Source organism: Dyadobacter crusticola DSM 16708 (genome assembly GCF_000701505.1).
GTDB classification, from domain to species: Bacteria; Bacteroidota; Bacteroidia; order Cytophagales; family Spirosomataceae; genus Dyadobacter; species Dyadobacter crusticola.
The window spans coordinates 161,158-173,486 of sequence record NZ_JNJB01000012.1 but is presented as its reverse complement, the minus strand read 5'-3'; the positions used below and the strand labels follow the sequence as shown (position 1 = coordinate 173,486).

Annotated in this window: 12 protein-coding genes; 3 read left to right on the top strand and 9 right to left on the bottom strand. The window is 46.5% G+C overall.

Going from position 1 to position 12,329, the window contains the following annotated elements; all coding sequences use genetic code 11:
- The first annotated feature begins 48 nt into the window (after positions 1–48).
- From Q369_RS0116705 to gcvP, 3 genes are all read left to right on the top strand, one after another.
- Entirely contained in the window at positions 49–1,305 is a 1,257-nt protein-coding gene (locus tag Q369_RS0116705; protein WP_031528935.1) for a metallophosphoesterase, read from the top strand.
- A 93-nt stretch (positions 1,306–1,398) separates the two neighbouring features.
- Complete coding sequence (locus Q369_RS0116700) at positions 1,399–1,602, top strand: hypothetical protein (protein ID WP_031528934.1); 204 nt, start codon at positions 1,399–1,401, stop codon at positions 1,600–1,602.
- Between the two features lie 132 nt (positions 1,603–1,734).
- Positions 1,735–4,629 carry an aminomethyl-transferring glycine dehydrogenase gene (gcvP, locus tag Q369_RS0116695; protein ID WP_031528933.1) on the top strand — a complete coding sequence of 965 codons (2,895 nt, stop codon included), beginning with the start codon at positions 1,735–1,737 and terminating at the stop codon, positions 4,627–4,629.
- A gap of 79 nt (positions 4,630–4,708) precedes the next feature.
- On the opposite strand, the gene Q369_RS0116690 is transcribed toward gcvP, so the two are convergent.
- From Q369_RS0116690 to Q369_RS0116650, 9 genes are read right to left on the bottom strand one after another with little or no spacing between them, the layout of a single operon-like run.
- Positions 4,709–5,227: an NADH-quinone oxidoreductase subunit J family protein gene (locus Q369_RS0116690; protein ID WP_031528932.1), complete on the bottom strand. Its 519-nt coding sequence runs from the start codon at positions 5,225–5,227 to the stop codon at positions 4,709–4,711.
- 33 nt (positions 5,228–5,260) lie between these two features.
- Positions 5,261–5,854: a NuoI/complex I 23 kDa subunit family protein gene (locus Q369_RS0116685; protein ID WP_031528931.1), complete on the bottom strand. Its 594-nt coding sequence runs from the start codon at positions 5,852–5,854 to the stop codon at positions 5,261–5,263.
- Between the two features lie 18 nt (positions 5,855–5,872).
- Positions 5,873–6,952: an NADH-quinone oxidoreductase subunit NuoH gene (nuoH, locus tag Q369_RS0116680; protein ID WP_031528930.1), complete on the bottom strand. Its 1,080-nt coding sequence runs from the start codon at positions 6,950–6,952 to the stop codon at positions 5,873–5,875.
- Between the two features lie 24 nt (positions 6,953–6,976).
- Entirely contained in the window at positions 6,977–8,092 is a 1,116-nt protein-coding gene (locus tag Q369_RS0116675) for an NADH-quinone oxidoreductase subunit G (RefSeq protein ID WP_031528929.1), read from the bottom strand.
- Positions 8,093–8,124: 32 nt separating this feature from the next.
- The gene (nuoF, locus tag Q369_RS0116670; RefSeq protein WP_031528928.1) at positions 8,125–9,465 is read right to left on the bottom strand and encodes an NADH-quinone oxidoreductase subunit NuoF; all 1,341 of its coding nucleotides are present in this window, start codon (positions 9,463–9,465) and stop codon (positions 8,125–8,127) included.
- Positions 9,466–9,494: 29 nt separating this feature from the next.
- Positions 9,495–9,992 carry an NADH-quinone oxidoreductase subunit NuoE family protein gene (locus tag Q369_RS0116665; protein ID WP_031528927.1) on the bottom strand — a complete coding sequence of 166 codons (498 nt, stop codon included), beginning with the start codon at positions 9,990–9,992 and terminating at the stop codon, positions 9,495–9,497.
- A 29-nt stretch (positions 9,993–10,021) separates the two neighbouring features.
- Positions 10,022–11,248, bottom strand: coding sequence for an NADH dehydrogenase (quinone) subunit D (nuoD, locus tag Q369_RS0116660; protein WP_031528926.1), 1,227 nt, complete (start codon positions 11,246–11,248; stop codon positions 10,022–10,024).
- A gap of 18 nt (positions 11,249–11,266) precedes the next feature.
- Positions 11,267–11,767 carry an NADH-quinone oxidoreductase subunit C gene (locus Q369_RS0116655; protein WP_031528925.1) on the bottom strand — a complete coding sequence of 167 codons (501 nt, stop codon included), beginning with the start codon at positions 11,765–11,767 and terminating at the stop codon, positions 11,267–11,269.
- 5 nt (positions 11,768–11,772) lie between these two features.
- Positions 11,773–12,315, bottom strand: coding sequence for an NADH-quinone oxidoreductase subunit B (locus Q369_RS0116650; RefSeq protein ID WP_031528924.1), 543 nt, complete (start codon positions 12,313–12,315; stop codon positions 11,773–11,775).
- Between the last annotated feature and the right edge of the window lie 14 nt (positions 12,316–12,329).

Here is a 12,329-nt window from a genome sequence, read left to right as displayed (position 1 = left end):
AGAAAATTAGGTCAAACGTTTACATGCAATATGAAAACGCCATTTAAAATGCCCAGAACAGTTGTTTTTTTGTTATTGACCTTTATTCTTTTAGCGATAGATTTTTATGTGTGGCAAGGTTTACGATTTGCTACCCGCAATTTATCCCAGGTTTCCCAAAGGTGGATCGGAGGTATTTACTGGGGTTTTACGATCATCACTTTGCTGGCGTACATTGCCATGCAGCTAATGCCGCCCGATTATTTTAAAGGTACTACGCGGACCTTCGTTATTGCATTTATCGCCATTCCCTATTTATCCAAATTACTGGCCGTGTTCATCCTGCTGATCGACGATGTGCGCCGCTTTCTGCAATGGATTGTGAGCTACTTTTATCCGGGCGCAGCTACTCCGTCCCCGGAAACAGGCGAGCCTACTATCCCGAGATCACAGTTTTTGGCGACAACTGCGGTAGTTGCCGGCACCAGTTTAATGGGAACTTTCGCTTTCGGGATCATATCTGGCGCGCACGATTATCGGGTGAGAAGAGTAAAGGTACCATTGAAGAATCTGCCACGTGCTTTTCACGGAATGAAAATTGCACAATTGTCAGATATTCACTCGGGAAGCTTTTTTAACAAAACTGCTGTAAAAGGTGGTGTGGAGATGTTGTTAAAGGAAAAACCCGATATCGCTTTTTTTACAGGAGATCTGGTCAATGACAGAGCATTGGAGGTAAAAGATTATATCAACATTTTCGACAAAGTGAAGGCCCCGCTGGGTGTGCATTCTGTGCTGGGAAATCACGACTACGGCGATTACTATCAGTGGCCCGACCTGAAAGCAAAAACGAACAACCTTGCTGATCTGCAAAGAGCGCATAAGTTGCTGGGATGGAACCTGATGCTTGACGAGCATAGACCGATCCGTGTTGACGGTGAAGAAATTGGATTAATAGGTATTCAAAACTGGGGCGCCGGTAACTTTGCAAAATATGGTGATCTCGCCAAAGCATATCAGAATACAGGCGACTATCCTGTCAAAATACTACTTTCCCACGACCCAAGCCATTGGGATCAGCAGGTACTGCCAACGTACAAAGACATTGACCTTGCATTAGCCGGGCACACGCACGGAATGCAGTTTGGCGTCGAAATAGGTAAACTGAAATGGAGTCCGGTTCAATACAGGTACAAGCGCTGGGCAGGATTGTATGAAGAAAACGACCAGTACCTTTATGTAAACAGGGGTTTTGGTTACCTTGGCTATCCTGGAAGAGTAGGTATCCTCCCGGAAATTACTATCCTAGAATTGATCAAGGCCTGAGTTTATAAAATACGGGATTAATAATAAATTGGCATACAGCTTTTTGCATTCCCGGCGTTGAATATCCGACATTGTTTTTACTGCTACATAATCATGAAGAAAATCGTCCCCTACATACTGATACTCGGCCTGACACTTGGCTTCTCCGGCATTGAACAGCTCAAAGCAAAGCCTGTGGCCTCCAAAATGGAATTAATGGGGAAGAAGAAAAAGAACAGGGGTTACAAGAAGCCGAGGTCGAAAAAGATTCTTGGTATTTTCAAGCGTAAATCCGACTGCGGCTGCCCCAAACATTGATTTGCACGGGTACCGTAAATTTGTACATAATCAAGAGTAAGCATTGAGATCATTCTCCAAAAGTTTGGTCGGATTTGCTTACTTTTGTGTTTTAAAACTAGTAATCACGAACGTTTTTTGGTCCAAAACTGAATGAAAATTAACCTTCGAAATCAAGATAAATTTGAAAACCGGCACCACGGCAAAGATGCTCAGGAATTGCAGGAAATGCTGAATACGATTGGTGCCGCGTCATTGGACGAACTGATAGATCAAACACTTCCCTCAGCGATACGTTTACAGAAGCCGCTTAATCTTCCAAAGCCAAAATCGGAGCAGGAGTTTTTGGAAGGGATCAAGAGAACTGCCAGTAAAAATGCAGTACTGAAATCCTACATCGGGACAGGCTACTATGATACGATCACGCCAAAGGTAATCCTTCGTAACATTCTTGAAAATCCTGCGTGGTATACCGCCTATACTCCTTACCAGGCAGAAATAGCACAAGGTCGTCTTGAAATGCTGCTGAACTTTCAAACCGTAGTCACCGACCTGACCGGAATGGAGATCGCGAATGCGTCTTTACTTGACGAAGCAACCGCAGCCGCCGAAGCAATGACGATGCTTTACAGCCTGCGCGCCGGCAGCCGGAAAAAGGCGAACACTTTCTTCGTGTCCGAGCTTTGTCACCCGCAAACCATCGACCTGATTTTTACCCGCGCAAGACCAATCGGTATTGAAGTGGTAGTCGGAAATCACGCAACTTTTGATCTGACAGACGAGAACATTTACGCGGTTTTGGTACAATATCCTGCTACAAACGGTGATGTAATAGATTACACTGATTTCATTGCAGCCGCGCACGAGCTCAACATTTCAGTAGCAGTAGCGGCTGATTTGCTGTCACTTGCATTGCTGAAATCGCCAGGTGAGATGGGCGCAGATGTAGTGGTAGGTTCGTCGCAACGATTTGGCGTTCCAATGGGCTACGGCGGCCCGCACGCGGCTTTTTTTGCAACCAAAGAATCATTCAAGAGAAATATTCCTGGTCGTATCATCGGAGTGTCGGTGGACGAAGAAGGTAACCGTGCATTGAGAATGGCGCTGCAAACCCGTGAGCAGCACATTCGGCGCGAAAAAGCTACTTCTAATATTTGTACAGCCCAGGTTCTTCTGGCTGTAATTGCCGGTGCTTATTCCGTATATCACGGGCCTGAGGGTATCAGGTCCATTGCAGCCCGTGTTCACGGGCTGGCGAAGCTTTTCGTCGATACGATCAAGAAGTTCAACTATGAGGTGGTAACAGAAGAGTTTTTTGATACTGTTACCATTAAAACGCCTCTGACCAGGAAAGTACGTGAGACTGCTTTGAAGTGGGGGATTAACCTGCGTTATAACAAAGACGAAAGTATTACCATCGCATTTGACGAAGCAAAATCATTCGACGATGTAATTGCATTGCTGAATGTGTTTGCCGAGGTTTCTGGTTTCCAGGGTGAGATGGTTATCGATGAAGAATTCGAATTTGCTTTCCCTGAAAATCTGGCGCGTGTCTCTGATTATCTGACACATCCTGTTTTCAACACGCACCATACCGAGCACGAAATGCTGCGTTACCTGAAATCATTGGAAAGCAAAGACCTTTCGCTGGTGCATTCAATGATCTCGTTGGGCAGCTGTACGATGAAGCTGAATGCAACATCGGAAATGATCCCGCTTACCTGGCCGGAATTCGGACAAATACATCCATTTGCGCCTACCAATCAGGTTGGCGGATACGCGCAGCTGGTGAGTGAGCTAAATACCTGGCTTTGTGAGATTACCGGGTTTGCTGCCATGTCTTTCCAGCCTAATTCAGGCGCACAGGGAGAATATGCGGGCTTAATGGCGATCCGTGCTTATCACGCCAGCCGCGGCGATCATCACCGGAATGTGGCGCTGATACCTTCGTCGGCACACGGGACAAACCCTGCGTCTGCTGTAATGGCAGGAATGAAAGTGGTTGTTACCAAATGTGATGAAAGAGGAAATATAGACGTAGCAGATCTAAAAGCAAAAGCCGAACAGTACAGCAATGATTTGTCCTGTTTGATGGTAACTTATCCATCTACGCACGGCGTTTACGAGGAGAGTATCATTGAAATCTGCGAAATGATCCATTCATTCGGCGGTCAGGTTTATATGGATGGTGCCAATATGAATGCACAGGTTGGTCTGACAAGTCCTGCCAGCATTGGTGCTGATGTTTGCCATTTAAATCTGCATAAAACATTTTGCATTCCTCACGGCGGCGGCGGCCCTGGTGTAGGTCCGATTGGCGTTGCAGAGCATTTGATGCCGTTTTTACCTGGTCACGTCAATTTTAATGTACAAGGCGAGCATCTTCCCGATGGCGAAGCGGGAGCTGTGTCGGCGGCGCCTTACGGAAGCGCAAGTATTCTGACGATCTCCTACGCTTACATCGCGATGATGGGCGGAGAAGGTTTGACAAATGCCACAAAATACGCGATCCTGAATGCCAATTATATCAAAGAACGTTTGAGCGGGCATTATGAAGTGCTTTATACAGGTACAAATGGCCACTGTGCGCATGAAATGATCCTGGATTGCCGCTCGTTCAAAGCAGCTGGCGTAGAGGCTGAGGATCTTGCAAAACGCCTGATGGATTACGGCTTTCACGCACCGACATTGTCGTTCCCGGTTGCGGGAACACTGATGATCGAACCGACTGAATCAGAATCAAAGGCAGAGCTGGACCGTTTTTGTGATGCGATGATCTCAATCCGCAAGGAAATTCAGGAAATAGAAGAAGGCACCGCGGATCGTACGGATAATGTTCTGAAAAATGCGCCGCATACTTCCAGAGTTTTGCTCAGCGAAGAATGGAGCCGTTCTTATAGCAGGGAAAAAGCTGCATTCCCGCTCCCATACCTGCGCTTTAATAAGTTCTGGCCTAGTGTGAGCCGCGTTGACAGTGCTTACGGTGACCGAAACCTAATCTGCTCGTGCATTCCGGTGGAAGCTTACACCGACGCAGAGGTTAATTAATATATTAGGAGCTGAAAAAGCAGAAAGGGGAGACACTCAGTTGTGTTTCCCCTTTCTGCTTTAATGATATGTTCCAAATTTAAAAATGTCTTTCTCCTATCTCGCGTTTTCCCAACATCACAGCACCAACCATCGCAACAAGCAGCAGAATGGACGCCAGCTCGAATGGAAGAAGGTAATCCCGGAAAAGCATATGTCCTAGGCTTTCGATCATTCCCACCTGAGAGTCGAAGTTTTCAGGATTAAAAGCAGGTATAGCTGTTTTGCGGTAAGCACCGAAAAGGATTACAAATACAGTACCGCCAACGATTGTGGCCGCTATCTTGGTCAAATTTGTCTTCGATTCCTCATGATCCTGTTTCATGTTCAGGAACATAATTACAAACAGGAAGAGTACCATGATCGCTCCGGCGTAGACAATGATGTTCACTGCGGCCAGAAACTGCGCATTCAAGAGAATGTAGTGACCCGAAAGCGTAAAGAATGTCAGGATCAGGTAAAGAACGCTGTGAATCGGGTTACGTGACACTACGACCATTACTGCACTTAGTATGGTCAAGAAAGACAAGAAATAGAAAAAAGAAACAGATGGATTCATGATATGAAACTGCTGAACAGCCTGGATAATGGATCAGGGTATAGCTCGTGGAACAACATTTGTAACTTCGCCGGCTGCTCTCTTTGCATCGATCGCGCGGGCTTCTTCTTTGGTCCAGGCTTCTCTGGTGTACCGGTTAGTCATATCCTCAACCAATAAATCTTTACCCCAGATCACCTGATCTCTTTCGGTAAATACCGGCACAAACTCATCGTGGCGCAAATAAACTGCTTGTTTAGGGCAAGCTTCTTCGCAAAGCCCGCAGAAGATGCAGCGTAGCATATTTACTTCGTAAACAGCCGCGTACTTTTCTTCCCGATACAGATTTTCTTCGCCTTTCTCTCTCTCGGCAGCAACCATTTGAATCGCCTCTGCCGGACAAGCTACCGCGCACAAGCCGCAAGCTGTACAACGTTCGCGGCCTTCTTCGTCTCTCTTTAAAATATGTCTGCCCCTGAATACCGGTCCGAGGTATCTCTTCACCTCCGGGTATTCAATTGTAACTTTCTTAGCAAAGAAGTGCTTAATGGTGATACCCAAACCCGTCACAATTGCCGGGATATAGGCACGTTCCATAAACGTCATTTCTTTATTGCTAACCTGCTTGGAGCGATTTGTCAACTGCATAGCAATGTAATTTTAATATTAATTCAACCAGGCGGTAATCGCCGGCTTCAAAAAGAGCACGGCCGCACCTGTGATAATGATGTTGAAAATAGCCAAAGGAATCAGCTTTTTCCAGCCCAGGTTCATCAATTGGTCATACCGGAAACGAGGGATTGTCCAACGTACCCACATATAGAAGAATATGAAGAACAATGCTTTCCCGAAGAAAACGGCAGTACCAATTAGTGTCGCAATGTTATGTCCCGTCTCAGTGCCCAAAGCGCTGGTCAGCTGGCTGTAAACCCAGTCCATTCCCGGATAGTTATATCCGCCGAAATACAGTACTGAGATAATCGCTGAGGAAATAAACATATTGATGTATTCAGCAAAAAGGTAGAAACCCAGCTTCATACTTCCGTATTCGGTGTGGTACCCTCCAACCAGCTCAGTCTCGCATTCAGGTAAGTCAAACGGCACCCGGTTGCATTCAGCAAACGAGCAGGTTATGAAAATTAGAAACCCGAGTGGCTGATAGAAGATATTCCAGTTCATTCCGTGCTGCTGCGCTACGATTTCGCCTAACGAAAGCGAGCTGCTCATCATCAGAATGGCGATCAGCGACAAACCCATTGCCACTTCATAGCTAATGTTCTGAGAAGCTGCGCGGATTGCACCTAAAAGCGAAAACTTGTTATTGGAAGCCCAGCCTCCAACCATGATCCCGTAAACTCCCAATGCTACTACACCAAAAACGTAGAGGATACCAATGTTGGACTCCACACCTTGCAGTACCACTTCCTGTCCATTAATCCGGAAAGTACTTCCAAAAGGAATAACCGCACTCGCCAGTAATGCAGTAAGCATTGCCAAGCTCGGCCCCGCAATGAAAAGCCATTTGTTGGCCAATGCAGGTATAAAATCCTCTTTGAAAAACATCTTACCCGCATCTGCAAGCGGCTGTAACAAACCTCCCCACCCGGCACGGTTCGGTCCCATCCGGTCCTGAATGAAACCCGCTACTTTTCGCTCTGCCCATGTTGAATACATCGCGATGACCAGCGTCAGTACAAAAACAACGAAGATCGTTGCTGTCTTAACTAAAAACTCGGTTAACTCCATTTATATGCGATATTGAACAGCTTGTTAATTGTTTTTTGCCAGCAACGAACGGTGGTTTGCCTTATCGTTGTTTTCAATGCTTTGCTGACGGATAGTTTCCTCGTCTGTCACAAAAGCGCGTGAATCGTCAATCGGCTTGAACTGAGACGCCGCCAGTTTTAATGCGAAATCAGGTTTTTTAACCAGGTCTGACCGGTATTTATTAGCTGAGATCACAGAGCTGCGTTTCACCTTCGTAGGTCCTTCTAACACCCAGTCACTTGTTTTCTTCTTATCAAAACGGCAGGTATTGCAAATAAAGTCGTTCACTTCTCCCCACGTGTTTTTGCGGGCAGTTACGCGGAGAACTTCATCGCCACGGTACCACAATGTGACTTTGCCGCAGCATTTATCACAGTCGCGGTGCGCATCTTCCGGCTTGGTAAACCAAACTCTCTGTTTAAAGCGGAAGGTTCTGTCTGTCAATGCACCTACCGGGCAAACGTCAATTACATTTCCTGAAAAGTCGTTATCAATCGCTTTTTCAATGTAGGTACTGATCTCGGAAGCATCTCCGCGGTTCATGACGCCGTGAACACGTTTGTTGGTGATCTGGTCGGCTGTGTAAACGCAGCGATAGCAAAGAATGCAGCGCGTCATGTGCAGTTGCACGTACGGGCCAATATCTATTTTATCGAAAGTCCGTCTTTCTTCCTCGTATCTCGTCTTTACAGATCCGTGCTCAAATGCAAAATCCTGCAAGTGACATTCGCCTGCCTGGTCGCAGATAGGGCAGTCGAGCGGGTGGTTGATCAAAAGAAATTCCACGATGCTCTTGCGCGTATCCAGCACGCCCTGATTGGTCGTGTTTTCAACTACCATACCTTCCTGTACCTGTGTAATGCAAGACGGGACCAGTTTCGGCATTGGGCGCGGATCTTTCGCGGATCCCTGTGCAACCTTTACCAGACAGGCCCGGCATTTTCCGCCGGAAGCGTTAAGTGGTTTATAATAGCACATTGCCGGCGGAACCAGTGAAGCCTGACTTTCATCAGCCTCCGCGATTTTTCGTGCCGCCTGCATGATAGTAGTACCAGGTTCTACCTCGACCTCAATTCCGTCGAAGGTAATTTTTATCAATTGGGGTTTTATTTCTTCCATGCGAAACAATGTTCAAAAATCTCAATCAGCTATTACGCCAGCTCCATTTCACCGCGGTAAACGGCGCCGGGCTGAGTAGCTTCATGCGGGTTTGTTATATGCCAAACAAATTCGTCCCTGAAATGACGAATTGCACTGGCTACTGGCCAGGCTGCTGCGTCTCCGAGCGGACAAATTGTATTTCCTTCAATTTTCTTAGATATATCCACCAGCAAATCTACGTCGTGCATACTGCCATGACCGTGTTCAATGCGGTGTAAAACTTTCTCCATCCAGCCGGTACCTTCACGGCATGGACTGCACTGACCACAGGATTCGTGGTGGTAAAAGCGGGAGAAATTCCAGGTATTTCTTACAATGCAGGCAGTTTCGTCAAAAACGATAAAGCCACCTGAACCGAGCATGGTACCAGTTGCAAAGCCGCCGTCAGAGAGTGATTCATAGGTCATTAACCTGTCTTCACCATTCGCCGTTTTCATAATGAGATTAGCGGGCAGAATGGGTACAGACGAACCGCCTGCTACCAGAGCTTTCAAATGGTGACCTTTACGGATACCACCACAATATTCATCCGAATTCAAAAACTCCTCTACACTTACCCCCAGCTCAATCTCATAAACGCCCGGTTTCTGAATGTGCCCCGATGCAGAAATGAGCTTTGTGCCCGTACTCCGGCCTACACCGATTGCCGCGTATGCATCACCGCCATTGTTGATGATCCAGGGCATATTAGAGATAGACTCAACGTTGTTAACTACCGTTGGGCTCTGGTAAAGTCCTTTTACAGCTGGGAATGGCGGCTTGTTCCGAGGATTACCGCGTTTCCCTTCCAGAGATTCCAGCAATGCAGTTTCTTCGCCACAGATATAAGCGCCTCCCCCAGGCTGAACAACCAGTTCCAGGTCATAGCCTGAACCTAGGATGTTTTTGCCAAGAAACCCCTGTGCTTTTGCTTCTTCAATTGCTTTTTCGAGAATGCGGATCACGTACATCAATTCGCCACGTACATAGATAAAGGATTTGTTCGCACCTAGTGCAAAGCTTGATATGATCATTCCCTCGATCAATAAATGAGGGATGGATTTCATCAGGTGGTGATCCTTGAATGTACCAGGCTCTGACTCATCTGCATTGCAGACCAGGTAACGGGGTACTCCTTCCGGTTTGGCCAGAAAGCCCCATTTCATTCCCATCGGAAAACCCGCTCCACCTCTTCCTCTCACACCGGATTTTTTCGCCTCTTCCACAACCTCTTCGGGTGTCATGGTCTTAATAGCCTTTTCAACGGCAGTATATCCACCTTGCTTCCGATATACGTCGAAGGTTTCTATCCCAGGTACATTGATGTGCTCCGTTAATATTTTCTTAGCCATTTTTCAGGATACTATTTTAAGCCGAAAGCCTATTTGCTTAAATCTTCAATAATTTGGTCAACCTTCTCATTCGTAAGGTTCATATAAAACTGCTCGCGGATCTGGAAAACGGGTCCCCAGCCACAAGCCGCCAGGCATTCAACTTCCTTCAAAGTAAAAAGTCCGTCCGCAGTTGTTTGTCCGGCTTCTACGCCAAGCTTTTGCTTCAGATATCCGTAAACATCTTCCCCGCCCATCAGACAGCAAGGTCCTGTCCTGCAATATTCAATCACGTGCTTGCCTACAGGGTCAAGGTGGTACATGGTGTAAAATGTCGCTACCTCATATACTTCGACAGGTTCAATGCTCAAAATGCCTGCAACGTAGTCCATTACCTCGCTGCTCAACCAACCCCACTGCTCCTGCGCCACGTGCAAAACAGGTAAAAGGGCCGATTTTTGGCGGCCTTCAGGATACCGTGCAATGATTTCTTTTACTTTTTCAAGCCGCTCAGGGGTAAAGGCTACGAAATTGGGTGTTTCGGTCATTTCTTAAATGTAATCTGTTTTAGAAAAACTCAGGCGTCCAGTTCGCCGGCTATCACGTTGAGGCTACTCATCGTCAAAATGGCGTCGGAAAGCGTGCTTCCTTTGCACATCTCAGGATAAGCCTGATAGTAAATGAAGCTTGGCCGCCGGAAGTGTAAACGATAAGGGGCTCTACCACCATCGCTGATCAGGTAAAAGCCCAACTCTCCATTTCCACCTTCGACTGCGTGATAAACTTCGCCAGCCGGTGCATCAATCTCTCCCATCACAATTTTGAAGTGATAGATCAATGCTTCCATGTTTCTGTACACTTCGTTTTTCGGAGGAAGGTAATATTCAGGTGCATCCGCGTAGTACGGACCTTCCGGCAAGTTGTTAATTGCTTGTTCTACAATCTTCAAACTCTGCCACATTTCCTCATTCCGGACCATATAACGATCAAAAGTATCTCCGGACTGGCCGATAGGTACGTCAAAGTCGAAATCTTGATAAGAAGAGTAGGGATTCATTACACGCACATCGTAGTCTACACCGGCAGCACGCAGGTTAGGACCAGTAAAGCCGTATGACAAAGCTCTTTCCGCTGAAATAGGACCAACGTTAATGGTACGGTCCATGAATATCCGGTTACGGTTGAGCAGCTTTTCCAACTCGCGCAGCACAGCCGGGAATGATTTAATGAATTCGTGGATTTTGCGGATAGCCGTATTGGAAAGATCTCTCTCCATTCCACCGAGGCGACCCATATTCGTAGTGAGACGGGCGCCGCATACTTCTTCGTATATCTCGTAAACTTCCTCGCGCTTTTGCATTACATACAAAAAGCCTGTAAAAGCTCCGGTATCTACGCCGAGGATACTGTTACAAATAATATGGTCCGTTATCCGGGCCAGCTCCATCATGATAACTCGGATATATTGCGCCCTTTTAGGCACTTCCACACCCAGTAACTTTTCAACAGTCATGTGCCACCCCAGGTTATTGATAGGGGAAGAGCAATAGTTCATGCGGTCAGTAAGCGTCGTGATTTGATAAAACGGCCTTCTTTCAGCAATTTTTTCAAATGCACGATGTATATATCCGATCGTCTGCTCACCTGACACGATCTTTTCTCCATCCATTTTCAGGACATTCTGAAAAATACCGTGAGTTGCTGGGTGAGTAGGGCCGAGGTTAAGGGTTGTTAATTCTTCAACCAGTTCAGGCAGCTCGGTTTGAGAAGGGACGTTATGAGGTAATAATTCAATATCTGCCATATTTTACTTAATATAAGGTCAACGGCCGAAAAGGGCATCAGTTTTGTCTTCACGCGTGGCATCTTCCATCGGAAATTCTTTCCGCATAGGAAAATAGTCCATTTCTTCAATATTCAGGATCCTGATCAGGTTAGGATGTCCGTCAAACAAAATGCCGAAAAAGTCATAAGTCTCACGCTCCATCCAGTTGGCACATGCAAAAAGCCCGGTTGCGCTCGGAATATGCAAATCCGACTCAGCCAGTGAAACCTTAATCCTCACGCGGAAATTGTGCACAAAGCTGTGCATGTGGTACACTACCTGAAATTCTTTGTTTTTGCTTTCAGGAAAATGTATTCCTGTCAAATCAGTTAAGAATATAACCTGGTAGTTCTTATGATCCCGGAGAAATTCCATCAGCGGCAAAATCTCCTCGCGGGTTGTAGAAAGTGTCAGAAGCCCGTATGGTTCTTCAAAATCAAAAACCTGGTCACCAAATTTTTCCAAAAGTGCCTCAGCAACTTCCTGGTTAGTCAGCATATGGGTTATTGAATGTTATAAGATGCTAATAATTCCTGGTATTCGTCGGTATTACGGCGGCGCAGTTTTTCATTCTGTGCCAGGTACTGGATCTGCATTAATCCGTCAATGATCTGTTCTGGTCTTGGCGGGCAGCCCGGCACATATACGTCAACCGGGATAATGCGATCAATCCCTTGCAACACACTGTAAGTATCAAAAATACCACCGCTTGTAGCACAGGCACCTACTGCCATTACCCAGCGCGGCTCAGCCATTTGCAGATATACCTGCTTCACAACCGGCGCCATTTTCTTGGCAATTGTTCCCATTACCATCAGCAAATCTGCCTGACGGGGTGAAAAGCTCGGCCTTTCTGAACCAAAGCGGGAAATATCATAATGCGCGCCCATTGTTGCCATGAACTCAATCCCGCAACAAGAGGTAGCAAACGGCAAAGGCCACAGCGAATAGCTGCGGGCCAAACCAATAGCTTCATCAAATGAAGTTGCAAAAAAACCGGAACCACTGTGTCCTTGCGGAGCCTCCACGATCGTTACTTCTTTCATAATTTCCTGTATAT

What these genes read in the sequence shown, in the direction of transcription:
- Q369_RS0116690 (WP_031528932.1), bottom strand. Translation starts at nt 5,227, where the DNA reads ATGAATCCATCTGTTTCTTTTTTCTATTTCTTGTCTTTCTTGACCATA.
- Q369_RS0116675 (WP_031528929.1), bottom strand. Translation starts at nt 8,092, where the DNA reads ATGGAAGAAATAAAACCCCAATTGATAAAAATTACCTTCGACGGAATT.
- gcvP (WP_031528933.1), top strand. Translation starts at nt 1,735, where the DNA reads ATGAAAATTAACCTTCGAAATCAAGATAAATTTGAAAACCGGCACCAC.
- Q369_RS0116705 (WP_031528935.1), top strand. Translation starts at nt 49, where the DNA reads ATGCCCAGAACAGTTGTTTTTTTGTTATTGACCTTTATTCTTTTAGCG.
- Q369_RS0116665 (WP_031528927.1), bottom strand. Translation starts at nt 9,992, where the DNA reads ATGACCGAAACACCCAATTTCGTAGCCTTTACCCCTGAGCGGCTTGAA.
- Q369_RS0116685 (WP_031528931.1), bottom strand. Translation starts at nt 5,854, where the DNA reads ATGCAGTTGACAAATCGCTCCAAGCAGGTTAGCAATAAAGAAATGACG.
- nuoH (WP_031528930.1), bottom strand. Translation starts at nt 6,952, where the DNA reads ATGGAGTTAACCGAGTTTTTAGTTAAGACAGCAACGATCTTCGTTGTT.
- Q369_RS0116655 (WP_031528925.1), bottom strand. Translation starts at nt 11,767, where the DNA reads ATGCTGACTAACCAGGAAGTTGCTGAGGCACTTTTGGAAAAATTTGGT.
- nuoF (WP_031528928.1), bottom strand. Translation starts at nt 9,465, where the DNA reads ATGGCTAAGAAAATATTAACGGAGCACATCAATGTACCTGGGATAGAA.
- Q369_RS0116700 (WP_031528934.1), top strand. Translation starts at nt 1,399, where the DNA reads ATGAAGAAAATCGTCCCCTACATACTGATACTCGGCCTGACACTTGGC.
- nuoD (WP_031528926.1), bottom strand. Translation starts at nt 11,248, where the DNA reads ATGGCAGATATTGAATTATTACCTCATAACGTCCCTTCTCAAACCGAG.
- Q369_RS0116650 (WP_031528924.1), bottom strand. Translation starts at nt 12,315, where the DNA reads ATGAAAGAAGTAACGATCGTGGAGGCTCCGCAAGGACACAGTGGTTCC.